Source organism: Nocardia sp. NPDC005978 (assembly GCF_040614455.1).
Lineage (GTDB): Bacteria > Actinomycetota > Actinomycetes > Mycobacteriales > Mycobacteriaceae > Nocardia.
In genome coordinates this window covers 13,667-40,363 of the sequence record NZ_JBEXUS010000075.1, presented here as the reverse complement: position 1 = coordinate 40,363, position 26,697 = coordinate 13,667, and the positions used below count along the sequence as shown (strand labels likewise).

Here is a 26,697-nt window from a genome sequence, read left to right as displayed (position 1 = left end):
CCTCTCACACGGGGGTGTGGAAGATCGGAACCAATAAATTATTGGCACTGACATTCATCGACACACTATTGAGTTCTCAAAGAACAGGCGCACACAGAACTTCGCGGGCTCAATGTCCCGGATAGTCTCTGAGGCAACTTTTCCAGCCTAACGCCTGTCTCCCATCGAGTCAAACTCGGGGTTCCAGATCGTCTTGCCTGTCTGCCAGGCGCTCCTCGTACTACCTCGTTTCCGGATCCGCGTTTCCAGCCTCTGAGCTGGGCGTTCGGCACCCGGTCGGTGTCCGTGTCGCTCTGACCTGGAATAAGTTACGTGCCGGGAAACGGAACGTCAAATCGCCTGGTCACGCACCCATCAGCGCTGGTCGCGGGACCGCGTTCAGGGGCATTTCCCGACCCGGGCCACCCAATTGTGACCCAGGTCATGGAAATTCGGGTTCGAGCGGATCAGCCTGCCCGGCGGGCGCCGGCGAAATTCTTCTTGCCCCGGCGCAGCACCAGCCAGTGTTCGTGCAGGTAGTCGGCGTCGGACGGGGTCCACTCCAGGTCGGACACCTTCTGGTTGTTCACCGCGACACCGCCCTCGTTGACCGCGCGGCGGGCCGCGCCGCGGCTATCGGACAGACCGGTCGCCACCAGCAGGTCGACAATCGTTGACGCCGAAGTGGATTCGGCGACCTTGCCGTCGACCGCGGCCTCGGTGAGCGCGGCCGCCAGGGTGGATTCGTTCAGCTCGGCGAGTTCGCCACGGCCGAAGAGCGCCTGACTGGCCAGCTGCACCGAGCGGGTGTTCTCCTCCCCGTGCACCAGCGTGGTCATCTCCGCTGCCAGGCGGCGCTGGGCCTCGCGGGCGTGCGGGCGCTCGACGGTCGCCTGCTCCAGCTCGTCGAGTTCCTCCCGCGAGAGGAAGGTGAACCAGCGCAGGTAGCGGACGACGTCGGCGTCCGCGGTGTTCACGAAGTACTGGTACCAGGCGTAGGGACTGGTCATCTCCGGATCGAGCCAGAGGCTGCCGCCGCCGGTGGACTTGCCGAACTTCTTGCCGTCGGCCGAGGTCACCAGGGGAACGGTGAGCGCGTGCACGTGCTCGCCGTCGACGCGGCGGTTCAGTTCTACGCCGGCGATGATGTTGCCCCACTGGTCCGAGCCGCCGACCTGCAGCCGGCACGCGTGCTTGCGGCGCAGTTCCAGGTAGTCGTTGGCCTGCAGCAGCATGTAGCTGAACTCGGTGTAGGACATGCCGTCGCTCTCGAGGCGGCGCTTGACCGTGTCGCGGGCGAGCATGACGTTGATCGAGAAGTGCTTGCCGATGTCGCGCAGGAAGTTCACCGTGCTCATCGGCCCGGTCCAGTCCATGTTGTTCGCGATGATCGCGCCCGTGGGGGAATCGTCGATGTCGACGAACCGCTCGAGCTGCGAGCGAATGCGCCCGGCCCACTCGGCCACGGTGTCGGTGGAGTTCATGGTGCGCTCACCCACGTCACGCGGGTCGCCGATGAGGCCGGTGGCCCCGCCGGCGAGCACGACCGGGCGATGTCCGGCGCGCTGGAAACGCTTGAGCGCCAGCAGCGGGACAAGGTGCCCGGCGTGCAGGCTGGCCGCGGTGGGATCGAATCCGGCGTAGAGGGTGAGCGGTCCCTCGGCCAGGTCCGCCCGCAGGGCGTCCAGGTCGGTGGACTGCGCGATCAAGCCGCGCCAAGTGAGTTCATCAATGATGTCGCCGGTCACCGTACCCATCTTTCCGCACGTCGGTAGCTCGCCGACGGACAGGTCGGCGGCGGGTCGGACCCGCGTGCGCATTGCCCGGTGGGCGGGCGGGTACACGGGGATTCCGCCGCCGATTGTGCGCGGTGGCGCGCCCGGGGTCGAGGCATTATTCGCCCGGGGCGCGGTTACCCCTCGAATGCCGCTTTCAGCGCTGTCAGGTGCACGCGGCTCGCGGACGCGGCGGCCTCCGGCTTGTGCGCGCGGATCGCGTCGTAGAGGTGTTCGTGCGCGTGGTGATCCGCGCGCGGGTCGGCCATCGGTTTCAGGGTGAGCATGTCGATCATGGCGCGGCGCGAGCGCGGGACGAAGGCATTGAACATCTCGAGGAGCACGTCGTTGTGCGCGGCGGCGATGACCGTGCGGTGGAAGGCGGTGTCCGCGTCGACCAGGGCTTCGGTGGTGGCCGCCTCGGTGCGGGCGTTCAGGGCGCGCAGCATGGAGCGCAGGTCCGCGGGGGTGCGGCGCGTGGCGGCCAGGGCGGCGGCTTCGGCCTCGATGGCGATGCGCGCCTCGATGACCATGACGATGTCCGCGCGGCGCAGCACGGTGTCCCAGTCCTCGACGGGATCGAGTGAGGTGACGAAAACGCCCGCGCCCTGGCGGCTTTCGAGAACGCCGCGGCCGGAGAGTTCGCGAATGGCCTCGCGCAGGGTGGAGCGCCCGACGCCGAGTTGCGGCGCCAGGGTGGTCTCCCCGGGCAGCTTGTGCCCGAGTTCCCATTCCCCCGCCCGAATCCGGGCCAGCAGAACCTCGGCGGCCTGGGTGGCGAGCGGGTGTCGCTGGACCTGCGCCACAACTTCTCCACTTCTCTACTTGTCTGAGGAGTTATCACCCTCTAGTCTAGGTCACATGGAACAGGGTGTGCTGCTTCTCCTTCGCTGCCGCAGCGGGGTCTGATCGACCGGCACCCCGCTCGCGGGTGCTGTGGCGCGCCGGTCCCTCATCGACGCGAAAGCGCACGGCACACTCGTGAACACTTCTCCGCACTGGAATCGACAGCAACCCTCCGCCATGCCCTCGCATCGGTATCGCGATGTGCACCAGCGGGTTTCGGTACCGCTGACCGATCGGCACTGGCCCGCCAACACCATCACCGCCGCCCCGCTGTGGGTGCCGGTCGACCTGCGCGACGGCAATCAGGCGCTGCCCGAACCCATGGACCCGGCGCGCAAGCGCGAGTTCTTCGAGCTGCTGGTCGGCATGGGCTACAAGGAGATCGAGGTCGGCTATCCCAGCGCCTCCCAGGCCGACTTCGACTTCGTCCGGCTCATCGGCGCCGAGCGCCTGGCCCCCGAGGACGTGTCCATCGTGGTCTTCACTCCCGCACGTCGCGATCTCATCGAGCGGACCGTGGAATCGGTGCGCGGGATCACCAACGACGTGGTGATCCACATGTACACCGCGACCGCGCCGGTCTGGCGCGAGGTGGTGCTCGGCTCCACGCGCGAGCAGGTCGCCGACCTCATCGTGGCCGGTGGCCGGGACATCCTGCGGCTGGCGGGCGAGATGCCGAACGTGCGGTTCCAGTTCTCCCCGGAAGTCTTCATGCTGACCGAGCCCGACTTCGTGCTCGATATCTGCGACCGCATGACCACGCTCTGGGATGCCACGCCGCAGCGGCCGGTGGTCCTGAACCTGCCGGCGACGGTGGAGGTGGCGACGCCGAACGTGTACGCCGACCAGATCGAGTACATGCACCGGAATCTGGCGCGCCGGGACAGCGTGATCCTGTCGGTGCACCCGCACAACGACCGTGGCACCGGGGTGGCCTGCGCCGAGCTGGCGGTACTGGCCGGGGCGCAGCGGGTGGAGGGTTGCGTGTTCGGCAACGGCGAGCGCACCGGCAACGTGGATCTGGCCACGCTGGCGCTGAATCTGCACGCGCAGGGCGTGAACCCGATGATCGACTTCTCCGATATCGACCGGGTGAAGCGCACGGTCGAGCACTGCACGGGCATCGACGTGCACGAACGGCATCCGTACGCGGGTGATCTGGTCTACACCGCGTTCTCCGGCACGCACCAGGACGCCATCAAGAAGGGGTTCGCCGAACATCGGGAGCGGGCCGCGCGCACCGGGCGGGACGAGCGCGACATCGCGTGGGCGGTGCCGTATCTGCCCATCGATCCGGCGGATGTGGGCCGCACCTACGACGCGGTGATTCGGGTGAATTCGCAGTCCGGCAAGGGCGGGATCGCCTATCTGCTCGAGTCCGAGTACGGGCTGAGTCTGCCGCGCGAACTGCAGATCGATTTCGCCCGGCACGTGCAGCGCCTGACCGACGAGTCCGGCGCCGAGGTGTCCGCGCGGACGCTGTGGGAGTTGTTCACCCAGGTTTACGGGGACGAGGTCGTCACCCGGTGGCGTCGGCCGGACCGGGCGGGCGCACCAGCTGTTCGAGCTCGCTGACCCGGCGTTCCAGCTCGAGCACACGCTGTTCCAGTTCGCGACGGCCGGGACGGGGCGCGGCGATGGTCTCCCGTTCGAGGGATTCGAGGGACTCGAGCGGGCGGCCGTGCAGTTCCCGGACCCGCACGCGCACGGTGTGGGCGTCCACGTCGAGTGCGGTCAGGATGCGGGCGGCCGTGCCGGCGGTCTCCCCGACCAAGCCGAGCAGCAGGTGTTCGCTGCCGATTTCCTTGTCGCCCAGCCCTTTCGCCTCGATGAGCGACAGTTCGAGGACGCGTTTGGCGCGCGCGGTGAAGGGCACGTGCCCGGCTGGCTGCTCGGCGCCGCGCCCGCGCAGTTCCTCGACCCGATCGCGCGTCATCTTCAGATCGACCCCGAGCAGGCCGAGAATGTGCGCGGCCCGGCCCTCACCCTCGTGCAGCAGGCCGAGCAGCAGGTGCTCGGTGCCGATGTAGTCGTGCTGGAGCAGCATGGCCTCCTCCTGCGACAGGATCACTATTCGGCGGGCGCGCTCGGAGAATCGGCTGAACATGAAACCCCCTCGTGGAGTACTGCATCCATTCCACGGTAGACCGCCGGGGAAATTCCGTTCCAGGTTCGGCGTTGTGCGGGCGGTCGCGGGCCCGGGTCGGACGCGGCCGCTCGCTCCGGCCGGACCGCTCCCCCGCCACTGTCCGTTCGCCGGATTCCGGGCCGTGACCGGAATGTCGGCGCACAGGCCGGCGGCCGGGCCGGCGCGCATGCGGACGGTTGCGCTCCGGCGGGCGCGATCGTGTCCGGGCCCGGCGCGGGCGAGCGCGACCGGTGCCGACGAACGTGTCCGGGACTAGGTGGACTCGCCGGGCCGCGGTGCGCGGGGACTGCGCCGGTAGGCCGAGACGGCCGGGGAGTCGCGCATCCAGAGTCGCCACGGCCGGTCGGCGGCCAGGCTCACCCCGACGCGCGGCCCCGTCCCGATCGCCGAGTCGTCGGTGATCGGGGCCGAGAGTTCCAGGCGGACGGGCGCTTTCGGGTCGAAGAGCCGGGTTCCGTAGTCCGGCAGGGTGATTCCGAGCGCGCTGCCCACATTGCCCGGGCCCCTGGCAAGGTCGGCATCCGTCCGCGCGGCCGGGCGGCGCGGGCGCACGTCGTCGTACCCCTCGATGATCTCCCCCGCGCGCACCAGGACCGCACTGGCGATCCCGTCCGGGCCGGTGGTGACGTTCACGCAGGTGTGCATGCCGTAGCTGAGGTAGACGTACAGCACCCCCGGCGGCCCGAACATGGCCGCGTTGCGAGCCGTACGACCCCGGCCCGAGTGCGCGGCCGGGTCGGGCCACGGCCCCGCCGGGTCACCGCCGTACGCCTCGACTTCGACGATGCGCATGACCACCGAACCGGCCGCAAGCGTGGCCCCGAGCAGGCGGCGCGCCGCCGCGAGTGGCTCGGTGGAGAGTTCTTCGGCGCTCACGATATCCCATCCTGGCGGATCGCGCGCGCACCGCGACGAGCGACCTGTGCGGATACTCCATCCGGTCCGCCCGGCGGGTGAACCCGCGGATGTTCGCCGCGAGCGGTCACCTCGCCGTGGATACCCTCGCCGGCCTCGGAGTGCACACCTCCGCCGAGCTCCCCGGTCCACCGATGACCCGCACCGGAAACACCGATGTCCGCCACCGGATCGACCACGGCGAGCGGGCTAGGCCGGGGTCTCTCCCGCCGGGCGCAGTCCGCCGAGCTTGTCCGGGTTCACCTGGAAGCGGAGGTGTTCGATTCGGCCGTCGACCAGGTCGAAGGTGAGTGCGCCCACGGTGTAGTCCCCGATCTTGCCGAGGATGCCGAGCTCGCCGTTGATGACGGCGGGTTCGAGGCGGATGCCGGCGCTGACCGGTTTGGCCATGACGCCCAGCATCCAGCGGGCCACGTGATCGGGGCCGTGCAGCGGGCGGCGGGCCGCGGTGACCTTGCCGCCGCCGTCGTTCCACAGCGTGATGTCGGGGGCGAGCAGTTCCATCAGCGCGTTGAGGTCCCCGCCCTGGCAGGCGGCCATGAATTTCGCGGTGACCTCGCGGCGGGCCGCGTCGTCGGCGTCGAACCGCGGGCGGCGGGACTGCACGTGGGAGCGGGCGCGGTGCGCGATCTGGCGCACGGTGGCCTCGGGGCGGTCCAGGAATCCGGCGATCTCGGCGTGCGAATACCCGAAGACCTCGCGCAGAACGAAGACCGCGCGTTCGACGGGGGTCAGGGTTTCCAGGACGACCAGCATGGCGGTCGAGACGGTCTCGGCCAATTCCGTCTCCTCGGCGGCGTCGGCGCTCGTGGTGAGCAGGGGTTCGGGCAGCCACGGCCCGACGTAGGTCTCGCGGGTGGCCCGGGCGGAGGTGAGGCGGTTCAGCGACAGGTTGGTGACCGTGCGAACCAGGTAGGACTTCGGAAACTCGATCGAATCCTGATCGACGCCATGCCATTTGAGCCAGGTGTCCTGCAGGACGTCCTCGGCGTCGGTGACGGTCCCGAGCATCTGGTACGCGGTGCCGAACAGCAGGCGGCGGTGCTCGACGAAGGGATCGATCACCGGGTCGCGACCCCCGGGGCGCGGGGACGGGGTGCCGGAATCAGCGCGGGTGCGGTCCTGCATGAGAAACATACCTACCGGTCCGAGGTTGCGGTGTCGAATGACGGCCGGATGCCGGGTCGGCATCCGGCCGCGGGGCGGGTGTCACGCGGTCTTCCGGGTGGCGCGGCCGCCCTTGGACAGCTGCACCTGGGCGGTCATCTTCCTACTGCGCTTGAACGCGGGCACGGGGCTGCTCGACACGCTCTCCTTGTAGAACACCGCCGCGCCGCCCTTCAGGTACCAGCGCTTCGGGGTGTCGTCGGCGTTGGTGAACTGCACGACCGCGTCCTTGCGACCCAGACTCACCGGCTGGTGCACGTAGCCGAAGCGGAAGGGCCGCAAGGACTTTCCGTGGAGTTCGCGTGCGATGGCGTCGGCGGCGTACGCGGCGGTGGGCAGACCGGACTGGCAGGTGCCGTGGATCCGGCCCCAGGCCATGGTGACCGCGGCGGCGTCGCCGACAGCGCGGATCTCCGGGTGCGAGACCGAGCGCAGGGTGGAATCGGTGATGATGAGACCCTGTGCGTCGGTGGCGATTCCGGCCCGCGCGGCCAGCGGGGAGACGCGCACGCCGGTGGTCCACAGCGTCAGATCCGAGTCGAGGTTCTCGCCGGTGTCCAGGCCCACCGCAGCGGGCAGGACCTTGACGACCTTCACGCCCACCCGGCGCTCGACGCCGAGGCGATCGAGTGCGCGGTTCAGGTGCGCTCGCGCCCGATCCCCCATCATCGCGCCGGGTTCGGCGGTGGCGACCAGCGTGACGGCGAGGTCCGGGTGCGCCTCGGCGATCTCGGCGGCCGCTTCGATGCCGGTGAGCCCGCCGCCGCAGACGGTGACGCGGCCCCGCGCGGCGGAGACCTCGGTGAGGCGTTCGGAGAACCGGCGGGCCAGGCGCGGATCGTTCAGGGTCCAGGCGTGTTCGGCCACGCCGGGGACGCGCGAGGTATCGGTGGCGCTGCCGAGCGCGTAGACGAGGGTGTCGTAGCGCAGGACGCCGGCGTCGTCGAGGGTGACGGTGCGGGCCGCCGGATCGATGGCGGTGGCCGTGGCCTGCCGGAAGATCACCGGCGAGCCCGCCAGGATGTCCGGGATGCGGTGATCGGCAAGTTCCTGGCCGGCGGCGATCTGGTGCATGCGCAGCCGTTCGGTGAAGCGGGCCGACGGGTTCACCAGGGTGACCCGGGTATCGAGTTTCCGGGTGCGGCGCGCCACCCGGATGGCGGCCAGCATGCCGGTGTAGCCCGCGCCGAGGACGACGATGTCGTGGGTTGCGGTGGTGGCGTTCATGTTCGGCTCCAGGTGCCTCGTTCGATGGGTTCGGGCAGGAGACAGCCGAGCCGTCCCGAACGTGACAACCCGATGATGTGAGCCCGGTCACCGTGGAATCTTCCCCGGGTCACGCCGGTTGGAAATATCGGCGGCCGGGGCCCCGGCCTGCGGAAATCTTCGTTCGAATGAGGTGTGATGGCTGTACAGGTCGAGATCTGGACCGATATCAACTGCCCGTTCTGCTACCTGGGCAAGGCGCGGTTCGAGGAGGCGCTCGGGGAGTTCGAGCATCGCGACGCGGTCGAGGTGGTGCACCGGTCGTTCGAGTTGGATCCGACCCTGCCGCACGATCACAGCGACGCCGTGGTGCCGCACATCGCCGAGAAGTACGGCATCAGCGAGGCCCAGGCCGCGGCCAACGAGCGCGGCATCGGCGCGCAGGCCGAGGCCATGGGCCTGACCTATCGCATCGAGGGCCGCGACTTCGGCAACAGTTTCGACATGCACCGGCTGCTGCACTTCGCCCTCGAGCAGGGCCGGCAGGACGCGATGATCGACGCGCTGTACGCGGCCAATTTCGCCGAGGACGAGCCGCTGTTCGGCGATACCGAGCGTCTGGTTCGGGTCGCGACGGGCGCCGGCTTCGATGAGGCCGCCGTGCGCGCGGTACTCGCGGACCCGGACGCGTACGCCGCCGCGGTGCGCGCGGACGAGGCCGAAGCGGCCCGCCTGGGTGCGCGCGGGGTGCCGTTCTTCGTGCTCGATCGCAAATACGGCGTGTCGGGCGCGCAGCCCGCCGAGGTGTTCGCGCAGGCGCTGCGCGAGGCGTGGAGTGATCACGAGCCGGTGCTGCAGAGCGTCACCGGCGCCGACGGCGAGGTGTGCGGACCGGACGGATGCGCGCTGCCCGAACGGGACTGACGCGCGCCCGCCCGCGCGGGTTCAGCGATATTCGGGATTCTCGAAGTCGAAGCGGCAGCCCGCGTCCCATTCGCTGCGCTGGTTGCCGTGCACGGGGAATCCGCCCGCCGATTTCAGCAGGCGGGCCAGGTGCATGAGGTTCCAGGTCATGAACGTGGTGTTGCGATTGGTGAAGTCGTTCTCGGGCCCGCCCGAGCCGGGGTCCAGGTAGGACGGGCCCGGACCCGCCTCGCCGATCCAGCCCGCGTCGGCCTGCGGCGGGATGCTGTAGCCGATGTGCTGGAGGCTGTACAGGATGTTCATGGCGCAGTGCTTGATTCCGTCCTCGTTGCCGGTGATCAAGGCGCCGCCGACGCGGCCGTAGTAGGCGTACTGCCCGGAGTCGTTGAGCACGCTGGAGTTGGCGTAGAGCCGTTCGATGACCTGCTTCATGACGGAACTGTTGTCGCCCAGCCAGATCGGGCCCGCCAGCACGAGGATGTCGGCGGCCATGACCCGCTCCTGCAGCGCGGGCCATTCGTCGCGTTCCCAGCCGTGCTCGGTCATGTCGGGCCAGACGCCCGTGGCGATGTCGTGGTCCACGGCGCGGATGCGCGAGACGGCGACGCCGTTCTTCTCCATGATGCGGGCGCTGACGTCGATCAGGCCCTCGGTGTTGCTGCGGTCCGGGGAGCGCTTGAGCGTGCAGTTGATGAACAGGGCACGCAAGTCAGCGAATTCGGTCATGGTAGTTCACCTTTCACTTTCGATGTCCGCGACGGAGCGGATCCGCGCAGCACGAGCAGGACCGCCAGCCAGATGACCGCGAGGGCGACGGCCAGGCCCAGGGGGTAGGCGCGGTCGAGGATCGTGGGGTTGTCCGCGATGGCGTGGGCGCGGCCCAGGACCGGCACCGCGATGAGCGCCAGCGTGACGGTGCACAGCGCGCCGCACGCGAGCGGGCCCCACGCCGAGGCGGGGAGCAGGCGGCGGCCTGCGAGGCCGAGGGCCGCGGCGGCCGGCGCGAAAACCGCGTCGTGCAGCAGGATTCCGCCCGCGAACCAGAGCGCGATGGATTTCAGGTCGGCGGGATTCATCCGCAGCAGCAGGGCGATCCCGTACCAGGCCAGGGCGACGCCGAGCAGCATCAGCAGTGCGCGAGCGAGTCTCATGCGAGCACCTCGATGCGGGAGAGCCATTTGGTTTGCAGGACGCCGGGGCGGTTGGGGGCAATGAGACGGCAGGGATAGCCGTGGTCCAGGACCAGGTCTTCGCCGTTGAGCCGCAACGCTACGAGGGTGTCGGGGGCGTGGACGTGCCGTGCGGGCAGGATCGAAGTCCGATAGATGCCACCGGTTTCCAGGGACTCGAAGCGGACGTCGCGATCGGGGTAGGGGCCGACGGTCGCGAGCAGGTCGCGCAGGCGCACGCCGGTCCAGCGGGCCGCCGCGCTCCAGCCCTCCACGCAGGCGATGGGGAGATCGGCGGTGACCTGGGGCAGGGCTTCGAGGTCGGCGCGCGTGAATTCCCTTCGGTCACCGCCGATGTCGACGGTGAGCCGGTAGTCGGCGGCGCGGGCCCGGTCCGAGACGCCCGCGGCCGCCGCGGTGCGGTTCACCGGGACGCCCTGCGGGCCCTGACCGCTGCGGGGCGAGAGTATCGCCAGCCACCGCAGGTACGGAATGGTCTGCCCGGCGACGGAGAGCGCGGCGACGGCGGCGCCGATGCCCGCGGCCGTGAGGAGCGCCCGGCGCGCGATGGGTTGTCCAGCAGTCATTTTCGAGGTACTCGCGGCCGAATGGGCGGGGGCGACCGCGGGAGCGGACCGGTCGTCCTCCGGTCGAGCGAGAGCCGCGCGCACCACCGGCAGCTTCACCGCGAGGTGCACCAGCAGCGCACCGGCCGCGACGTAGGCCATGGCGTAGTGCGTCGTGGTGAAGAAGAACTTCCACGGGTAGAACTGCGCCGTATTGAACAGTCCCGTCACCAGTTGGAACAGGATCGCGCCGACCAGCAGCGCGATCGATCCGCGTTCGAGCAGACGCAGCGGGTTGCCGAGCAGCGGCCGCGCGAACAGCCGCGGATACACCGCCCACAGTTTCACCAGTACCAGCGGTATGGCCACCACACCCGATATGACGTGCGCGCCCTGCGTGACCCGGTACAGCCACACCGGATGCACGGGCCAGGCGAACCACCCGGGCGGGTGCTGAATCCAGTGACTGATCAGCCCGGTGCAGAAGCACACGGCCACCGCGACCCCGAGCGCGATCCCCACTCGCGCCGCCAAACCCGCACCCCGCGTGCGGGTTACCGCCGCGGCGAGCGGGGCCGGCAGCATCAGCCCGGCGGCGGCCGCGGGTGCGGCGGAATCCGAAGGCTCCCCGGCCCCCGCGGATCGAGCAGGATCCGGAGACCCGGGGTCCGGGAAGCCGGGCATCAGCGGCTTCCCGCCGGGGAAACCGTTATGGCACAGTCCGGTTCGAGGTCGAGGTCCGGGGTGATGCGCGGTGCGGACGGATCGGCCGGGGCCACGAGAGCCAGGGTCGCGGCGAAGCGGCCGCGGCACCGGGCGGCGACGGCGAGGGCATCGGCGTAGTGATCGACGTCGGTGAGCATCGGGAGGGCATGGACGTGGAACCCGTTGCGGCGCAGGGCGGCGCGGGTGAACTCGCCGGTCTGCGGGGTGGACATGGGGACGTCCACCAGGGCGCGGGCCGCCCGCGGATCGGTCACGCCCAGAGCCCACCAGCCGCCGTCGACGGCGGGACCGAGGACCGAGTCGCCGGTCGCCAGCAGGCGTGCCAGGCACCCGTCGAGCAGGTCGGCGTCGATCTGCGGGGTGTCCATGCCGATCTGGAGGACCGGGGCCCCGTGCCGCGCGGCGTCGGCGTGCGCGTTGGCCAGTCGCTCTCCGAAGGTGTTGCCGCGCTGGGGAACCACAGTGAAGTCGCGCAGGGCCGCGGCGATGGCGTCCGCCTCCTCGGCAACCGCCAGCTCACCCGTCCAGGCCACCACCCGGTGCCGGGCCGAGCTGGCGCGGACCGCGGCGAGGGTGTCCAGCAGCGCGCTCGCGGCCAGACGGGCCGCGTCGCGCGGGCGCAGCGGCGGGGTGAGCCGGGTCTTGGCGAAGCCCGCGATCGGGGCCTTGGCGACCACCAGGACCGTCGCGGCAGAGTCCGGACGAGTCATCGCGCACCCCCGGCGGGAACCATCCGCGACACGGCCGGGCGGGTACCGGTGCGATCCGCGATGTCGCGGGCCGCCGCGGTGGTACATCGGCAGGCATAGCCGCGCGGTGTCGCGCGCGGCGTCACCGGAGCGTGAGTTCGATCGACATCTGTTGTGGTGCATATCTTTTGATTCATCGGACACTCCAGAAGTCGCGGATGGCGTTGATCGTCCCGCGTACCGAGCCGGAGACCTTGGAGACGCCGTGGGTGCGGGGGCGGTAGGTGACGTCGCGTTCGGTCAGCCGCCAGCCCGCGCGGGCGGCGGTGATCAGGAGTTCGAGGGGATAGCCCGAGCGCGGGTGCAGCGGGCCCAGGGCCAGCAGTCGCGAGCGGTGCACCACCCGCATCGCGGCGATGTCGTGGACGGCGAGGCCGTAGCGGCTGCGCAGGCGGGCGCTGACCAGACGGTTCCCGAGGCGGGCGTGCCAGGGCCAGGCCGCCGCGCCGACGGGGCGGCGGCGGCCGACCACCATGTCGACCTCGGGGGTGAGTTCGGCTACCAGAGCGGGCAATTCGGCCGGATCGAGGGAGCCGTCGCCGTCCAGCACCGCGACGACGGTGGTGCGAGCGGCGGACAGCCCGGCCTGCACGGCGCTGCCGTAGCCGAGGATGAGTTCGGTGACGACCCGAGCGCCGGCCAGTCTGGCGACGGCGGCGGTGGCATCGGTGGAGGCGTTGTCGACCACGATGACGTGGTAGCCCTTGGGGATTGCGGAAAGTACGCCAGGAAGTGCGCCTGCTTCGTCCCGGCACGGAATCACGACGGTGACTCCGGACAGCTCGATCGTTTCGGTCACCCGAAGACCGTAAGTCCCTGCGGCCCGGCGGACCCCGAAGACAACGGTGACAAAAGTATGACGGGAGCTGGACCGACGCCCATTCGGCGGGTGCGCGGACCGGGTGTCGGCCTAGGGTGGGACCGTGCGGAATGCTGCTGTCCAGACCCGGGTGCGCGCCGATCACCGCCGTGCCGATCTCTACTGCGCGCTCGGTGGAGCGCTACTCGTCGCCACCGCTTTCCTGGTTCCGCGAATCCTCAGCGAACAGTGGCGGAACGATCTCTACGCCGGCGCGGCGCCGATCTTCGGATCCTGGCTGCCGCATATCGGCTGGGGCACCGGCCCGGCGATCGGGATCGCCGCGCTGGTCGTCGCGTACGGTCCGGACCTGGCGCGGCGGCTGCCCTGGCGGCGGGCGCTGCTGCTCACGTGGGTGACTTCGCTGGCGTGGGCGTTCGCGCTGGCCATGGTCGACGGCTGGCAGCGCGGTTTCGCCGGCCGGCTCACCACCCACGACGAATACCTGCACGAGGTCGGCGGAGTCACCGACATCGCGGCGATGCTGCGCGGATTCTCCGGCCGCATACTGGATTTCCAGCCCGACTCCTGGACCACCCATGTCTCGGGCCACCCGCCGGGCGCGCTGCTGAGCTTCGTGCTGCTCGACCGCGCCGGACTCGGCGGCGGCGCGTGGGCCGCGCTGCTCTGCATGAGCGTGGGATGCGCTGCGGCCGTGGCGGTTCCGGTCACGATTCGCGCCCTGGGCGCGGACGCCGAGCAAAAAGCCCGAGCCGCACTGCCTTTCCTCGCTCTCGCCCCGGCCGCGATCTGGCTCGCCGTCTCGGCGGACGCGCTGTTCGCGGGGGTGACGGCCTGGGCCGTAGCGCTGTTGGCCATCGCCACCCGGCAGCGGCGCGGGTGGGTCGTCGCGGCGTGCGGGGCGGGCGCGCTGTTCGGATTCGCGCTGTTCCTCAGCTACGGCATGATTCTCATGGCGGTGCCCGCGGCGGCGGTGCTGCTCGCGCGCGGCCTGCGCCCCGCGCTCCCCGCTCTGGTGGCCGCGCTGCTGGTGGTGGCGCTGTTCAACGCCGCCGGATTCTGGTGGCTCGACGGCTATCACCTGGTGGTGCAACGGTATTACCAGGGCATAGCCAGCGACCGGCCGTACTCCTACTGGGTGTGGGCCAACCTCGCGGGGACGGTCTGCGCGATCGGCCTCGCACCGGTGGCCGCGGCGCACCGCGTGGTGCGCGGACTGCGCTTCGGCACTCTGCTGCGCGGGCCGGACACACCCGGATCGGCCGGGCGGCTCGCGCGGTGGCGGGACGCGGTCGATCCGGTGGCGCTGGTCGCCGGGGCCGGGTTCGCGGCGTTGCTGCTGGCGGATCTCAGCGGGCTCAGCAAGGCCGAGACGGAACGGATCTGGTTGCCGTTCGAGGTGTGGGCGCTGGCGGGAGCCGCGCTGTTGCCCGCGCGGGGCGTGCGGGGCTGGCTCGCGGTACAGGCGGGCGGGACACTGGTCCTGGCCCATGTCATTCTGACGAATTGGTGAATCGCATGCGCATACTCGTGGCCGACGACGACCCGATGGTCCGGGAAGTGGTGCGACGCTACCTCGAACGCGACGGGCTGGAGGTGATCGAGACCGGGGACGGGCCCGCCACGGCGGCCGCGCTGGCGCGGGGTGAGATCGATCTGGCCGTGCTCGACGTCATGATGCCGCGGCCCGACGGGATCGACCTGTGCCGGGCGGTGCGCTCGGGTCCGCATCCGAACACACCGATCATCCTGCTCACCGCGCTCGGCGAGGAGGACGATCGGGTCATCGGATTGCAGGCCGGGGCGGACGATTACGTGACCAAGCCGTTCAGCCCGCGCGAGCTCGCGCTGCGGGTCGCCTCGGTGCTGCGCCGCTCACATCCGGTGCGCCGGGACGAGCCGACCCTGCGCGGCGGCACGGTGGAGGTGCGGCAGTCCGCGCGGATCGCCACCGTGGCCGGCGCCCAGATCGACCTGACCGCACGCGAATTCGACCTGCTGGCCTTCCTGCTGGCCAATCAGCGCCGGGTGTTCAGCCGGGACGAACTGCTGGCCCAGGTGTGGGGCTGGAGCTTCGGGGATCTGTCGACGGTGACCGTGCACGTCAAGCGCTTGCGCGCCAAGCTCGGCGACGCCCACCGCATCGACACCGTGTGGGGCCGCGGCTACGCCTGGGACCGCGATCATGCCGACTGACACCACCGAGCTGATCGGCTACGCGCTCGCCGGATCGCTGCCCGTCGTGGTCCTGGGCGCACTGCTGTTGCGCTACACCCGCAATCGCGCCATGAAGACGAGTCTGGCCGTGCTGGTGCTGATTCCGACCCTGGCCACCCTCAGCGGCGTGGTCGCGGTGAGCGGGCTGATGTTCACCGCCGAGTTCGAGCGGATCGCCGTGGTGCTGAGCGTGGTCACGGCGGTGACCGTGCCCGCGGCGGTGCTGCTGGGCCGGGCGCAGGCGCGAACCACGGTGTGGGAGCGCGAGATGCTGGACCAGGAGCGCGCGGCCGAGCAGTCCCGGCGCGAACTGGTGGCCTGGGTGAGTCATGATCTGCGCACGCCGCTGGCCGGTATTCGCGCCATGGGCGAGGCGCTGGCCGACGGCGTGGTCCGGCGCGAGGCGGACATCGAGCGCTACGCCAATCAAATTGTGCGCGACACCAATCGGCTCTCGGCCATGGTGGACGATCTGTTCGAGATGTCGAAGATCAACGCCGGGGCCCTGCGCCTGAGCCTGGAACCGGTGGATCTGCGCGAACTCATCGACGAGGTGCTCGCCGCCAACCAGCCCACCGCCCAGCGCGCGCACATCGTCCTGGCCGCGAGCCAGCCGCGCGATCGAATAGTGGTGTGCGCCAGCGATCACGCGCTGACCCGGGTGCTCACCAACCTGGTGGCCAACGCCATCGCGCACACCCCGCCCGGCGGGCGCATCGACCTGTCCAGCGGCAGCGCCGACGGCCACGCCTGGGCGCGGGTGGAGGACACCGGCCCGGGCATCACCGCCACCGATCTGCCGCGCATCTTCGAGGTGGCCTATCGCGGCAGCTCGGCCCGCTCCCCCGCCGCCGCCGGACTCGGCAGCAGCAGCGGAATGGGCCTGGCCATCGCCGCCGGGCTGGTGCAGGCCCACCACGGCGAAATCAGCGCCGAGAACCGGGAACTGGGCTGCCGGTTCCAGGTGCGGTTGCCGCTGCTGATGGAAGGGCCGCCCGCGCCGGTACCCGCGCACTGAACCCGGGCCGTGTCCCGCCACGATGAAAGCTGGAGCGGGGCAAGGGCACTCGACCACTCGGTGCGCACCGGATCGCGAACCGGACTGTCGGCGCGGTCCTCCCCGCGATCGATGCCCCCGTTCGGCACTACGCCGCGCGACTCCCCGCCTCGACCGTGCCGGACGCTGCGGGCGCGAACCCGGTCAGCGCCATTCGGGCGCGGACCCCGCCGACACCGCGCGCAGTGGCGCGGTGGCGAATTCGGTGAGCCCGGCCGCCGGGGTGACCTCGGCGGTGAAATCCAGTAGCGCCGTGGCCCGTTCCGGGGACGCGACGATGTGGCGGACGTCGCCGGAGCGGTAGTCGCCGGTGACCACCGGATCCTTGCCGCCGGCCGCCGTGGCCAGAATTCGGGCCACCTCCGCGATGGTGATCGGGTGGCCGGAGGAAACGTTCAGCGGCGTGAAGAGCTCGAGCGGGCGTTCCAGCGCGGCCACGTTCGCGGCGGCGATATCGCGGACGTGCACGAAATCCCGGGTCTGGCGGCCGTCTTCGAAGACGCGAATGGCCTCGCCCGCCGCGGCCATCGATCGGAAGATCGCGGCGACGCCGGAATACGGTGTGTCCCTGGGCATGTGGTCGCCGTACACGTTGTGATACCGCAGCGCGGTCACGGTCGAGCCGGTGGCCGCGGCCCAGGCGGCGGCGTAATGCTCCTGCGCCGCTTTGCTCGCCGCGTACAGGCTGCGCGGGCGCAGTGGGGCGTCCTCGTCGATGGCCGCCCATTCCAGCGGTGCGCCGGAGCGGCCGACGTGGTCGAACACGCCGCGGTCGAGGTCGGCGGCCGTGCGGGCGGCCGGGATGACATCGGTGTCGCCGTCGCGGTAGCGGCCCTCGCCGTACACCACCATCGAGGACGCCAGCACCAGGTGGCGGCATCGCTCGCCGGCCATGGCGGCCAGCAGCACCGCGGTGCCGAGGTCGTTGTGGGAGGCGTAGGCGGGCGCGTCGAAGGCGTTCACCCCCGCGCCGACGACCGCGGCCTGATGACAAACCGCGTCGATGCCGGGCAGCAGCGCGGCGAGCGCGTCCGGGTCGCGCACGTCGACCCGGCGCACACCCGCCGGCGTCGTGGCGTCCGGACCGTGTGCGGCCGCGAGCATGAGGTCCACCGCGACGACCTCGTGCCCCGCGCGCCGCAGCGCGTCGTGGATGTGCGATCCGATGAATCCGGCCGCGCCGGTCAGCAATACGCGCATGAGCACGCCTTCCCCACGGTCGAGCCGCGGAGGTATTCGGGGCTGATCATGCGGTCGATACTGGCCCCGATCCCGCGCACGCACATCATCGCGGACGGCGTGGCGCGGAGACGTCAGGGATTGGTCACAGGGCACGTCCGCACGAGCAGCAACCGGGCCGCGCGGTGACTAGCCGCGCGGGCGGCGGACGGCGAAAGTCGGGCGGCTGACGTATTTGCCTTCCTCGCCGCCGCGCACGCTGATCACGTCGTCGGCGATCACGAAGGCGTAGGCGACCGCGACCAGGACCGCGAGCTGGCCCCACGCCACCCAGACCACGCCGATGGGCGCGGTGGCCAGCACGGCGGCCGCGCCGAGCAGGCGCAGTCCGGGGCGGGGCAGGCCCAGCACGCGGCGGAAACCGGCCTGGCCCAGGAAGAACACCGCGACCCCGCCCGACAGGGCCAGGGCCGCGGCCGTGCTCGCGGGTTCCCCGCCGTGCGCGATGCTCATGCTGATGCCGGCCGCGGTCAGGATGATGCCGACGAGCAGTACGTAGAAGCCGTAGTCGTAGGCCACCACGGCCGGGCGGGCGCGCTCGGCGGTGGGGCGGGCCTCGAGAGCGTGTTCGCCGCGTTCGTCGTCGAGCCCGAAGAACGCCCACCACAGCACGTAGGCCAGGGTCAGGCCCATCGCGACCATGGCGATCAACGCGGGCGTGATCTCCTCGCCCGCGAGCCCGGCACCCATGGCCACCACCGACTCGCCCAGCGCCACGATGAGAACCAGTCCGTGCCGTTCGCAGAAGTGGGCGGTGCGCACCACGAAGCCGCCGGTGTCGACCAGGTAGGGCGTGAGGATCTGCATCGCGAACGCCAGGCCCCACAGCAGATAGCGGGGCCAGCCGTGAATGAACCCGCCGGCCAGCACCAGACCCGCCGATACCGCGTTCATCGGGCCGATCCGGCGGATGGCCAGGGCGGCGGACGCACCGCCCGCGCTCGCGAACAGCAGCGTGTGCACGGTGTTGACCAGCACGTACGCCAGTCCGAAAGCCAGGCCGGAGCCGGTGAAGGCGTCCGGAATCGCCAGGGCGAGAACGAAGAAGCCGAACATGCCGATCAGCAGCCAGGTGCGGCGGCTGGAATTGTCGGGGGCGACCTCGTTGGTGAGCCAGACGTAGCCGGCGTACATCCACCAGATCACCCCGAACATGAGCGCCACCTGACCCAGCGCGGCCCAGCCGGGGTGGTGGGTGAAGGCGTGGGTCAACTGCGTCATGGTGAAGACGAACACGAGGTCGAAGAACAGTTCCAGGGTGGAGGCGCGGTGCTGCCCACCGGCTTCGGCGTCCTCGGCCGTATTCGGGATATCGCTGGTCACGTGAAGACTTTAGAGGTGGTCCGGCACCCCAACCATCCCGGATGGTCCGTTTCACCCGGAATTCTCGCGCCCGTCACCCGGGACCGATCTCAGGGATCTCTGGGGGCCGAGATCGGGGTGCTGCCGGATGTGGGCGGGCGGGTCGAATTCCTACAGTCTGCACATGGCATTGCGGTGGTCGCGGACGCGGCGAATTCTCTTGGCCCTCACCGGTTTCCTGGTGGCGGCGGCGCTCGTGCTCGGGGCGGGCACGGTGTGGCTGTTCACGACCGCGGACGTGTCGACGGTGGGGCGGGTGCGGTTCGAGAACGAGCTGCGGATACCGCCGCTGGCGGACTCACGGGTGGAGGCGGACGGAACGCGGGTGTTCGAACTCGATATGCGCTCGGGGACAACCGAATTCCGGCCGGGCCAGGCGACGGAGACCTGGGGTTTCAACGGCTCGTACCTGGGCCCGACGCTGCGGGCCGCGCGGGGCGAGCGGGTGCGGGTCCAGGTGCGCAACAGCCTGGACGAAGCCTCGAGCGTGCACTGGCACGGCATGCACCTGCCCGCCGCGATGGACGGCGGGCCGCATCAGATGGTCGCGGCGGGCGCGAGCTGGGAGCCGCGGTGGCAGGTCGATCAGCCCGCGGCGACGCTCTGGTATCACCCGCATCCGCACGGGGCCACCGAGTCGCACGTGCGAAAAGGGCTGGCGGGCATGTTCATTCTCGATGACGACGCCGCGTCGGCCCTGCCGCTGCCGCACGACTACGGCGTGGACGATCTGCCGGTCATCGTGCAGGACGTGAAGTTCGACGGCGCGCGATTCGACACCGGGCGCGGCATGTTCGCCGACATCGGCGCGCTGGGTGACCGGATCCTGGTCAACGGCACGCTCGCGCCGTTCCGCGAGGTGGGTGACGAACTGGTGCGGCTGCGACTGCTGAACGCCTCCACCGCGCGGGTCTACACCTTCGGCTTCTCCGACGATCGCGCGTTCGACCTGATCGGCACGGACAACGGACTGCTCGAGCGCCCGGCCGCGCTGACCGGGCTGCGACTGTCCCCGAGCGAACGGGCCGAGGTGGTGGTGCGCGTGCGCGCCGGGGAGCGGGTGACCCTGCGGAGCACGAAAACCGATCTGGGACTGGACTTCTTCGGCAGCCGATTCAGCGGCGGCGACGACGGTTTCGACGTGCTCGAGCTGCGCGCGGCCGCCACGTTGCGGCCGTCGCCCGCGCTGCCGGCCGCCCTGGTCGATCCCGAGCTGCCGCAGGAGTCGCGATCGGTGCTGCGGCGCGACTTCGACCTCACCTTCGCGCAGATCAACGGGCGCGCCATGGCCATGGATCGCATCGACGCCACGGTGACCCGGGGCAGCACCGAGACCTGGACCGTCACCAATTCCGATGGCATGCCGCACAACTTCCACGTGCACGACGTGCGCTTCGCGATCGCCCGGCTGAACGGGTCCGCGCCGCCGCCGGAACTGCGCGGGCCCAAGGACACGGTGTTCCTGGGACCCGGCGACAGCGTGGACCTGGTGCTGCGGTTCGACGGGCCCGCCGATCCGAGTGCGCCGTACATGTTCCACTGCCATCTGCTGTGGCACGAGGACCTCGGCATGATGGGTCAGTTCGTGGTCGTCGAGCCGGGTGGACAGGCCGGGCAGATCGCCCCGCACGCAGGTCACTGACCCTTTTCTCGTCCGGCCCCGGTTCGTGTCAGCGCGACACGCGCCGGGGTCTTGCGCTTTGCGAGCCGGTGGGCACATAATTCATCACGTAGTGAATTCAACGCTTGATGAATTGAGAGGTGACCCGTGACGGCACCCAACCCGGGACCCGCCATCGCAGTCCGGAATCTGCACGTACGCCGGGGCGAACGGCAAGTCCTGCACGACATTTCGCTGACCGTGCCGCGCGGCAGCATCACCGGGCTGCTGGGGCCGTCGGGCTGCGGCAAGACCACCCTCATGCGCAGCATCGTCGGCACCCAGCTCATCGAGAAGGGCGAGGTGCTGGTGCTGGACGAGCCTGCCGGTTCGGCCGGGCTGCGGCATCGACTGGGGTACGTGACCCAGGCGCCGAGCATCTACGACGACCTGACGGTCGCGGACAACGTCGCGTATTTCGGTGCGCTGTACGGTTCTTCGGCCGCGGACGTGCACGGGGCCATCGACGCGGTCGGGCTCGGCGGGCACACCGGCAACCGCGGCAATCAGCTCTCCGGCGGGCAGCGGACCCGGGTCTCGCTGGCGTGCGCGCTGGTGGCGAATCCCGAGGTGCTCGTCCTGGACGAGCCGACCGTCGGCCTGGATCCGGTGCTGCGGGCGGATCTGTGGGAGCAGTTCCACGCCCTGGCCGCACAGGGGCGCACGCTACTGGTCTCGAGCCACGTCATGGACGAGGCCGAGCACTGCGACAACCTGCTGCTGATGCGCGAGGGCAAACTGCTCGGCCAGTTGAGCCCCGACGAATTGCGTTCCCGCACCGGCGAATCCAGCCTCGAGAACGCCTTCCTCGCCCTGATTCGAATGGGAGAAAAGTTGTGACCGCCACCCTGTCCCGGCCCGCCGGGCGCAATCCGCTGCGCTGCTACACCGCCACCACGGTGCGCATCCTGAAGCAGTTGAAGGCCGATCATCGGACCGTGGCCATGATCCTGGTGGTGCCCGCGCTGCTCATGACGCTGCTGTACTTCGTGTACCGCGACTACGCGGTGGCCCCGGGCGCGCCGCGGCTGTTCGACCGGATCGGCATCACCATGCTCGGCATCCTGCCGTTCGTGGTCATGTTCCTCATCACCGCGATCGCCATGCAGCGCGAACGGGTCTCGGGCACCCTGGAACGGCTGATGACCACGCCACTGTCGAAGATCGATCTGCTGGCCGGCTATGGCACCGCGTTCTCGATCGCCGCGGCCGGGCAGGCGATCATCGCGTGCGCGGTGTCGTTCTGGCTGCTGGACCTGCAGGCCGCTGGATCGCCGCTGCTGGTGGTGCTGATCGCGGTGCTGGACGCGATGCTCGGGGTCGCGCTGGGCCTGCTGGCGAGTGCGTTCGCGCGCACCGAGTTCCAGGCCGTGCAGTTCATGCCGGTGATCGTGCTGCCGCAGTTCTTCCTGTGCGGGCTGCTGGTGCCGCGCGGTGAGCTGCCGGGCTGGCTGGAGGCGATCAGCAATGTGCTGCCGCTGAGCTACGCGGTGGACGCGCTGCAGCAGGTGGCCACCCATACCGGGGCGACGGGGCAGATGTGGCGGGACCTGGCGATCGTGGCCGGCTTCGCGGCCGTCGCGCTGGCGCTGGGGGCGGCCACGCTGCGCAGGCGCACCGCGTGAATGTCCCCGCGAGCGGTACCGGTGGCGCCGGAAGTGGCGCCGCCGGTACCGGCGGTGGTACAGACGAGCACGTGAGTGGCACCGAGAACACGCGCAGCGGGCGGCGGCCCGGAAATTCCGGCACCCGGGAGGCGATACTCGACGCCGCCCGGGTGCGGTTCGCGGAGGTGGGGTTCGACCAGGCGTCCATTAGATCGATCGCCACCGCCGCGAGCGTGGATCCCGCCCTGGTGCATCACTACTTCGGCACCAAGAAGGAATTGTTCACCGCCGCACTGGATTTCCCGATCGATCCGGAGGTGGTGCTGTCGCAGATCGCGGCGGCGCCACTGGAGAATCTGGGCGAAACCCTTGTGCGGGCGGTAGTTACAGTATGGGACTCTCCCGTCGGCATACCGGCGATTGCCACATTTCGCACCCTGCTCACCACCCGCGATCCGGCCCTGGCCCGCACCCTGCTGCTCGACGTGATCCTCAAAGGGGTTCGCCTGCGCCTGGACGAGGCCGTCGGCGACGGCGCGAAACGCTCGGTCCTGGCGGCGTCGCAACTGACCGGTCTCCTGGTGACCCGCAAGATGATCCGCATCGAACCCCTGGCCTCGATGCCGATAGACGAACTCGTCGCCGCGGTGGGCCCGACCCTCCAGCGCTACTTCACCGGCGAATTGCCGCCGGCGTAGGCGGATACGGGGTGCGGTAGCGCGGGGCGGATCCGGCGGCGAGCACGGTCAGCACCATGGCGATCAGGGCAAACAGAATGGCTACAAGGAACATGTAGAACGAGAAGTTCAGGCCCTCGAGAAATCCTTCGAGCGCCCGGATCATATCCACGTCAGCAAGCACGACACTCGCTCCGGCGCTGAAGACCAGTGCGGAGACCGCCGCGCCGATGCGCCGCGCGGACGCACGACCGGCGAGAAACATCAGCAGGCCGCCGACGAATGCCGCTACCGCACTCGAGGTCAGGAGCGCCGCTTCGGCGTAGTGGTCGTACATGACGAAGCGCACGCCGACGGTCCGGTACACCAGCACCACGCTTCCGCCCACGGCGAGCAGGGCATACAGCACCAGCAGCACACCCGAGGTCACATCGAGTCCGGTAGCGCGCTCGCGCTGCGGCCTGCCGTAGGCATCGAGAGCGACGGTGAAACCGGTCGTGCGCTCGGACACCGCCGTCGCGAACACCAGAACTGCGAGCGGCAGGATCAGTGCGCACACCCAAAACGCGCCGCCGTAGCTGTATTCGACGTCATGGTTGTACCTGGTGTGGGGAGCGATACCGAAGCGCACCAGTACCGCGATCGCGGTGCCCAGCGCCGAACCCGTTGCAAGCGAAGCGAAGGCGCGAATCCGGGGCCGAGCTCCCCCGCCCAGGAGCAGTAGCAGCGCGGCGATCGCCGCGAGCAGTGCGGGAACCACGAACAGCACGCCGAACCAACTCGTGAAGTCGCTGTCGTTACCGTCTGCGCCGTGCCCCCACGGCGTCGCCCACCCTCGGTAGCCACTGGACCCGTGGTGCGTGGTCACCAGGCGCAGGAACGACCCCACGAACAGCAACAGCGCAATGAGCCCGAGCGCGATCGCCCCCACCGGCTCTCGACTCGCGGACGCGCGAACGGGTGGCGGCAGGTGCACGAAATTCGCCGGCGCCGCGGCGCCGTTCGGAAATCCCCCCTGGCCACCGGGATTCGGATATCGACCGGGTTCCGGATAGCTGTTCACACCGAAAAACCCTAGTGCAGCACCGAGATCGCGGCCGGGCCGCCGGGGCGGGTCAGCCCTGGGCGATCAGGGCCGTGTGCTCGATGTCGTCCACCGGGCGGGACTCGTCGGCGAGCAGGACCGGGATGCCGTTGTCGATCGGGTAGGCGCGCTGCAGGCGCGGGTTGTAGAGGACGGGGGCGTCCTTCTCGTCGCGGACCAGCAGCAGGGGACCCTTGTCCTGCGGGCAGGCGAGCAGGCTCAGCAGGGTGGCGTCCAGGATTTCCTCCGACATGTCCGTCAACCTACCGGGTGGCCCCGCCGGGTCCGGCATCGCGCTCACGATGCCGGACCCGCGGGAGGTACCTCGGTGGTCAGGAGGGGGTTCGCGCCAGCTCGCGTTCGGGTTCGCCCGCCGACTGCTCGGCGGGCCCGGGCTCGTCCTCGGTGCGATGGGAACGGATGTACAGCCACTGGAGCACGCCCAGACCGGCCAGACCCGCGGCGGCGGTGCCGATGCCGATCTTCCAGCCCGGCGGACGCCAGGTCAGCACCAGCTCGGCGTTGTCGGTCCCGGCGGGGATGTTCACGGCGACAATGGATTTGGCGATCGTGGTGATCGGCAGGGGCTTGCCGTCCAGGGTCACGCGGTAACCGGGCCAGCTCAGGCGGGCGAACACCACGCGCCCGCCCTCGGCCGAGGACACCCGGACCCGGCTGGTGGTGTCGGTTTCCGACAGCGAGGTCGCGGTCACGTTCTTCGCGTCCGAGACCCGGCCGTTCACGGTGGAGATGAGCCCGTTCTCGCGTTCGAGCACCCAGATGTACTTCTCGTGCCCGGGCTGATCCACCCACTTCCAGCCCGCGGGCGCCGGCTCGTCGCGCACCGTCGGGAACAGCGCCCGCTGCAGAACGACGCGGTCCAGTTTCAGGATGTCGACCAGCGGCGTGCCGGTGGTCGCCTCCGGCGCGAACAGGCGGCCGTACGCCTCCGGGCAGACGCTGGAATCCCAACGCATGCACAGCAGTTCGCCGAAGTAGAAATGCCCGGTCGGGGTGTACCCGTTCACGTACTCCAGTTCCAGCGACTTGGCGTAGTTGCCGAAGACCAGGGAACCGTACGCACCATCCAGGCTGCGGTCGCCCGGTTGCAGCAGGCCGCGGTCGGCGAGCTGAATGGTGGTGCCCGGGAAGTCCGGGAACACCGCGCCGGCCTCGGACCGATTGGTCGGCATGTTGTACGAGGTCGGCGTCGGCTGGGCGGCGCTCACCTGCCAGAACGCGATGGGGAACATGGCGGCGATGGCCGCCGCGCACGCCAGCGCGGTACCGCGGGTGCGCCCGAGCCACACCACCAGCGCGCCCGCCCCGATGAGCACGGCCGCGGCCAGCACGTGCCGGACCACGTTGTGCGGATCGGCGGAGAACGACCGCACCCACAGCGCCAGGATCAGCACCAGCGCCGCGATGCCGCGCGCACGCACGTCACGCACCGTCGCGAACCGCCCGAGCAGCACGCACACCAGCACCAGCAGGCCGATCGCGACCATCGGCAGCACGCGGGCGGGCCAGCGCAGCGGGCCGATCGTGCCCGGCCCCGCCGCCCACATGAGCATGACGACCGCGAACAGCGCGGGCGCGCTCAGTTCACGCCAGGAATCGCGGGCCTTGTGCCAGTCGACGAAGGCCAGCGCCGGAATCAGGAACCAGGCGATGTAGGTGATGGGCATCGGCTGGATGTAGCCCCACCAGGAATTGAAGGCGGGCAGGGTGCTGGGCAGGCTCGCGTTCAGCGACTCGGACCACGGCACGGTCAGGAACTGGTCGTTGTTGATCTGCGCGGTCCCGCGCCAGGTCACCTTGGCCGAAAGCATGCTGGGCAGGAAGGTCAGCAGACCCGCGAGGCCGGCGCACGCGCTGACCGCGGCCAGCCGAGCGACCTGCGCCCAGGCCCGCCGGTACAGGATCTCCCCCACCACGACCGCCGCCAGCATGAGCATGGCTTCGATGGCCGGGAAGATGTACTGCGTCGAAATGGTCAGGTAGAGAAAGACGAAGACCGGAATCGGCCCGCCCTGTCCCCGCGTGTAGCGCACCGCGGACGCCCAGGCGTGCACCAGCCACGCGGTGCCGGTGAGCGCGGTCATCCAGCTGGCTTCGTCGAAGAACAGGAAGAAGCCCGAGAGCGGGAAAGCGATACCCGCCACCGCCGACCAGGCCGGTCTGCCGCCGTAGGCGAGGCAGATCCGGTACACGCCCAGCGCGGCGATAATGGCGAAGACCAGTTTCACAATGGTCGCGTACAGCGCCATATTGTCGAAAGAGGGCGCGAGCAGATCGATCAGCAGCTGCGGCGGATTGAAAAGCCCGGCATCGTCCATGGTGTTGTTTCCGGACATCCACTGTTCCGGCCACAGCACCGGGAATTCACCGGCGCGCAATGCGCGGCCCATCGCGACCCACAGTCCGGTGTACTGCGATTCGGTGTCATCGGTGAAGAAGTGCCGGGCATTGGCCAGTAGCACCGCGGCGTAGCCCAGCAGCACGCCGAGCACGGTGATCGCGCCCCAGCGCAAGACATTTCGACGCGAGACGGAATCACCCCCGGTGGCCTCCGGAACGTGTGCGCTTCCGTTCGAAGTCACCATGGAATCTGTACTGCCCGTCACGAGTTCCCAACCCTACAGCGCGATACGGTTCTTGGCATCGCCGTAGCAACGCCGCTGCGCACACCGCCTCCGAGGGTTATACGCGGAGCAGCAATCGCGATTACCCACCGTGTTAGAGTTCACGCGGCTCGGGCTCCGCTCTCTCGAGGAGCACCGGCACGCACCGTCTTCGAAAG

The 26,697-nt window shown here is 70.0% G+C and carries 25 protein-coding genes; 9 read left to right on the top strand and 16 right to left on the bottom strand.

Features of this window, described 5'->3' with window-relative positions:
- Positions 1–446: 446 nt before the first annotated feature.
- Together tyrS and ABZ319_RS27950 are read right to left on the bottom strand one after the other, a co-directional pair.
- Positions 447–1,727 carry a tyrosine--tRNA ligase gene (gene tyrS / locus ABZ319_RS27955; RefSeq protein WP_354989475.1) on the bottom strand — a complete coding sequence of 427 codons (1,281 nt, stop codon included), beginning with the start codon at positions 1,725–1,727 and terminating at the stop codon, positions 447–449.
- Positions 1,728–1,891: 164 nt separating this feature from the next.
- Entirely contained in the window at positions 1,892–2,560 is a 669-nt protein-coding gene (locus ABZ319_RS27950; protein WP_354989470.1) for an FCD domain-containing protein, read from the bottom strand.
- Positions 2,561–2,777: 217 nt separating this feature from the next.
- Between ABZ319_RS27950 and ABZ319_RS27945 the strand changes: the two genes are divergently transcribed.
- Positions 2,778–4,175 carry a 2-isopropylmalate synthase gene (locus ABZ319_RS27945; protein ID WP_354989469.1) on the top strand — a complete coding sequence of 466 codons (1,398 nt, stop codon included), beginning with the start codon at positions 2,778–2,780 and terminating at the stop codon, positions 4,173–4,175.
- Here the strand turns inward: ABZ319_RS27945 and ABZ319_RS27940 are convergent.
- From ABZ319_RS27940 to ABZ319_RS27925, 4 genes are all read right to left on the bottom strand, one after another.
- Positions 4,120–4,707, bottom strand: coding sequence for a Clp protease N-terminal domain-containing protein (locus ABZ319_RS27940; RefSeq protein WP_354989468.1), 588 nt, complete (start codon positions 4,705–4,707; stop codon positions 4,120–4,122). The genes ABZ319_RS27945 and ABZ319_RS27940 overlap by 56 nt on opposite strands.
- A 294-nt stretch (positions 4,708–5,001) precedes the next feature.
- Positions 5,002–5,625 (bottom strand): DNA-3-methyladenine glycosylase, encoded by a 624-nt coding sequence (locus ABZ319_RS27935; protein ID WP_354989467.1) that lies wholly within the window; start codon positions 5,623–5,625, stop codon positions 5,002–5,004.
- Positions 5,626–5,853: 228 nt separating this feature from the next.
- The gene (locus tag ABZ319_RS27930; RefSeq protein WP_354989466.1) at positions 5,854–6,792 is read right to left on the bottom strand and encodes an RNA polymerase sigma-70 factor; all 939 of its coding nucleotides are present in this window, start codon (positions 6,790–6,792) and stop codon (positions 5,854–5,856) included.
- An 81-nt stretch (positions 6,793–6,873) separates the two neighbouring features.
- Positions 6,874–8,058, bottom strand: coding sequence for an FAD-dependent oxidoreductase (locus tag ABZ319_RS27925; protein ID WP_354989465.1), 1,185 nt, complete (start codon positions 8,056–8,058; stop codon positions 6,874–6,876).
- Between the two features lie 177 nt (positions 8,059–8,235).
- On the opposite strand from ABZ319_RS27925, the gene ABZ319_RS27920 reads away from it, so the two are divergent.
- A complete protein-coding gene (locus ABZ319_RS27920) occupies positions 8,236–8,961 on the top strand; it encodes a DsbA family oxidoreductase (protein ID WP_354989464.1) in 726 nt (241 codons plus the stop codon).
- Positions 8,962–8,982: 21 nt separating this feature from the next.
- Here the strand turns inward: ABZ319_RS27920 and ABZ319_RS27915 are convergent, their stop codons facing one another.
- The 5 genes from ABZ319_RS27915 to ABZ319_RS27895 form a co-directional block, all read right to left on the bottom strand.
- Positions 8,983–9,687 carry a flavodoxin family protein gene (locus ABZ319_RS27915; RefSeq protein WP_354989463.1) on the bottom strand — a complete coding sequence of 235 codons (705 nt, stop codon included), beginning with the start codon at positions 9,685–9,687 and terminating at the stop codon, positions 8,983–8,985.
- Positions 9,684–10,112, bottom strand: a complete 429-nt coding sequence (locus tag ABZ319_RS27910) for a hypothetical protein (RefSeq protein WP_354989462.1) — start codon at positions 10,110–10,112, stop codon at positions 9,684–9,686. The genes ABZ319_RS27915 and ABZ319_RS27910 overlap by 4 nt, the downstream gene beginning before the upstream one ends.
- Positions 10,109–11,281 carry a molybdopterin-dependent oxidoreductase gene (locus tag ABZ319_RS27905; RefSeq protein ID WP_354989474.1) on the bottom strand — a complete coding sequence of 391 codons (1,173 nt, stop codon included), beginning with the start codon at positions 11,279–11,281 and terminating at the stop codon, positions 10,109–10,111. Before ABZ319_RS27905 ends, ABZ319_RS27910 begins: the two co-directional genes overlap by 4 nt.
- Positions 11,282–11,379: 98 nt before the next feature.
- Positions 11,380–12,132: a DUF2064 domain-containing protein gene (locus ABZ319_RS27900; RefSeq protein ID WP_354989461.1), complete on the bottom strand. Its 753-nt coding sequence runs from the start codon at positions 12,130–12,132 to the stop codon at positions 11,380–11,382.
- Between the two features lie 172 nt (positions 12,133–12,304).
- A complete protein-coding gene (locus ABZ319_RS27895; RefSeq protein WP_354989460.1) occupies positions 12,305–12,970 on the bottom strand; it encodes a glycosyltransferase family 2 protein in 666 nt (221 codons plus the stop codon).
- 223 nt (positions 12,971–13,193) lie between these two features.
- On the opposite strand from ABZ319_RS27895, the gene ABZ319_RS27890 reads away from it, so the two are divergent.
- The 3 genes from ABZ319_RS27890 to ABZ319_RS27880 are packed head-to-tail and all read left to right on the top strand — an operon-like array spanning position 13,194 to position 16,226.
- Positions 13,194–14,504, top strand: coding sequence for a hypothetical protein (locus ABZ319_RS27890; protein ID WP_354989473.1), 1,311 nt, complete (start codon positions 13,194–13,196; stop codon positions 14,502–14,504).
- 5 nt (positions 14,505–14,509) lie between these two features.
- On the top strand, positions 14,510–15,187 hold the full coding sequence (locus tag ABZ319_RS27885) for a response regulator transcription factor (RefSeq protein WP_354989459.1): 678 nt from the start codon (positions 14,510–14,512) through the stop codon (positions 15,185–15,187).
- Entirely contained in the window at positions 15,177–16,226 is a 1,050-nt protein-coding gene (locus tag ABZ319_RS27880; protein WP_354989458.1) for a HAMP domain-containing sensor histidine kinase, read from the top strand. Before ABZ319_RS27885 ends, ABZ319_RS27880 begins: the two co-directional genes overlap by 11 nt.
- Before the next feature lie 183 nt (positions 16,227–16,409).
- Here ABZ319_RS27880 and ABZ319_RS27875 read toward each other — a convergent pair whose 3' ends face one another.
- Positions 16,410–17,465, bottom strand: coding sequence for an NAD-dependent epimerase/dehydratase family protein (locus tag ABZ319_RS27875; protein ID WP_354989457.1), 1,056 nt, complete (start codon positions 17,463–17,465; stop codon positions 16,410–16,412).
- Between the two features lie 168 nt (positions 17,466–17,633).
- Positions 17,634–18,827 (bottom strand): low temperature requirement protein A, encoded by a 1,194-nt coding sequence (locus ABZ319_RS27870; RefSeq protein WP_354989456.1) that lies wholly within the window; start codon positions 18,825–18,827, stop codon positions 17,634–17,636.
- Between the two features lie 163 nt (positions 18,828–18,990).
- Between ABZ319_RS27870 and ABZ319_RS27865 the strand changes: the two genes are divergently transcribed.
- From ABZ319_RS27865 to ABZ319_RS27850, 4 genes are all read left to right on the top strand, one after another.
- Positions 18,991–20,508 carry a multicopper oxidase domain-containing protein gene (locus tag ABZ319_RS27865; protein WP_354989455.1) on the top strand — a complete coding sequence of 506 codons (1,518 nt, stop codon included), beginning with the start codon at positions 18,991–18,993 and terminating at the stop codon, positions 20,506–20,508.
- A 126-nt stretch (positions 20,509–20,634) separates the two neighbouring features.
- A complete protein-coding gene (locus ABZ319_RS27860; RefSeq protein ID WP_354989454.1) occupies positions 20,635–21,366 on the top strand; it encodes an ABC transporter ATP-binding protein in 732 nt (243 codons plus the stop codon).
- Positions 21,363–22,151, top strand: a complete 789-nt coding sequence (locus ABZ319_RS27855; protein ID WP_354989453.1) for an ABC transporter permease — start codon at positions 21,363–21,365, stop codon at positions 22,149–22,151. Before ABZ319_RS27860 ends, ABZ319_RS27855 begins: the two co-directional genes overlap by 4 nt.
- Positions 22,152–22,222: 71 nt before the next feature.
- On the top strand, positions 22,223–22,831 hold the full coding sequence (locus ABZ319_RS27850; RefSeq protein WP_354989452.1) for a TetR family transcriptional regulator: 609 nt from the start codon (positions 22,223–22,225) through the stop codon (positions 22,829–22,831).
- Here ABZ319_RS27850 and ABZ319_RS27845 read toward each other — a convergent pair.
- From ABZ319_RS27845 to ABZ319_RS27835, 3 genes are all read right to left on the bottom strand, one after another.
- Positions 22,806–23,741, bottom strand: coding sequence for a hypothetical protein (locus tag ABZ319_RS27845; RefSeq protein WP_354989451.1), 936 nt, complete (start codon positions 23,739–23,741; stop codon positions 22,806–22,808). The two genes, ABZ319_RS27850 and ABZ319_RS27845, sit on opposite strands and share 26 nt — an antisense overlap.
- A gap of 184 nt (positions 23,742–23,925) precedes the next feature.
- Positions 23,926–24,147: a Trm112 family protein gene (locus tag ABZ319_RS27840; RefSeq protein WP_354989450.1), complete on the bottom strand. Its 222-nt coding sequence runs from the start codon at positions 24,145–24,147 to the stop codon at positions 23,926–23,928.
- 79 nt (positions 24,148–24,226) lie between these two features.
- The gene (locus tag ABZ319_RS27835; RefSeq protein WP_354989472.1) at positions 24,227–26,398 is read right to left on the bottom strand and encodes a hypothetical protein; all 2,172 of its coding nucleotides are present in this window, start codon (positions 26,396–26,398) and stop codon (positions 24,227–24,229) included.
- Positions 26,399–26,697: the final 299 nt, after the last annotated feature.

Excerpts from the sequence above, each read along its gene's own strand:
- ABZ319_RS27945 (WP_354989469.1), top strand. The coding sequence starts at position 2,778 with ATGCCCTCGCATCGGTATCGCGATGTGCACCAGCGGGTTTCGGTACCG.
- ABZ319_RS27940 (WP_354989468.1), bottom strand. The coding sequence starts at position 4,707 with ATGTTCAGCCGATTCTCCGAGCGCGCCCGCCGAATAGTGATCCTGTCG.
- ABZ319_RS27930 (WP_354989466.1), bottom strand. The coding sequence starts at position 6,792 with ATGCAGGACCGCACCCGCGCTGATTCCGGCACCCCGTCCCCGCGCCCC.
- ABZ319_RS27925 (WP_354989465.1), bottom strand. The coding sequence starts at position 8,058 with ATGAACGCCACCACCGCAACCCACGACATCGTCGTCCTCGGCGCGGGC.
- ABZ319_RS27920 (WP_354989464.1), top strand. The coding sequence starts at position 8,236 with ATGGCTGTACAGGTCGAGATCTGGACCGATATCAACTGCCCGTTCTGC.
- ABZ319_RS27915 (WP_354989463.1), bottom strand. The coding sequence starts at position 9,687 with ATGACCGAATTCGCTGACTTGCGTGCCCTGTTCATCAACTGCACGCTC.
- ABZ319_RS27910 (WP_354989462.1), bottom strand. The coding sequence starts at position 10,112 with ATGAGACTCGCTCGCGCACTGCTGATGCTGCTCGGCGTCGCCCTGGCC.
- ABZ319_RS27905 (WP_354989474.1), bottom strand. The coding sequence starts at position 11,281 with ATGCTGCCGGCCCCGCTCGCCGCGGCGGTAACCCGCACGCGGGGTGCG.
- ABZ319_RS27900 (WP_354989461.1), bottom strand. The coding sequence starts at position 12,132 with ATGACTCGTCCGGACTCTGCCGCGACGGTCCTGGTGGTCGCCAAGGCC.
- ABZ319_RS27885 (WP_354989459.1), top strand. The coding sequence starts at position 14,510 with ATGCGCATACTCGTGGCCGACGACGACCCGATGGTCCGGGAAGTGGTG.
- ABZ319_RS27880 (WP_354989458.1), top strand. The coding sequence starts at position 15,177 with ATGCCGACTGACACCACCGAGCTGATCGGCTACGCGCTCGCCGGATCG.
- ABZ319_RS27875 (WP_354989457.1), bottom strand. The coding sequence starts at position 17,465 with ATGCGCGTATTGCTGACCGGCGCGGCCGGATTCATCGGATCGCACATC.
- ABZ319_RS27865 (WP_354989455.1), top strand. The coding sequence starts at position 18,991 with ATGGCATTGCGGTGGTCGCGGACGCGGCGAATTCTCTTGGCCCTCACC.
- ABZ319_RS27840 (WP_354989450.1), bottom strand. The coding sequence starts at position 24,147 with ATGTCGGAGGAAATCCTGGACGCCACCCTGCTGAGCCTGCTCGCCTGC.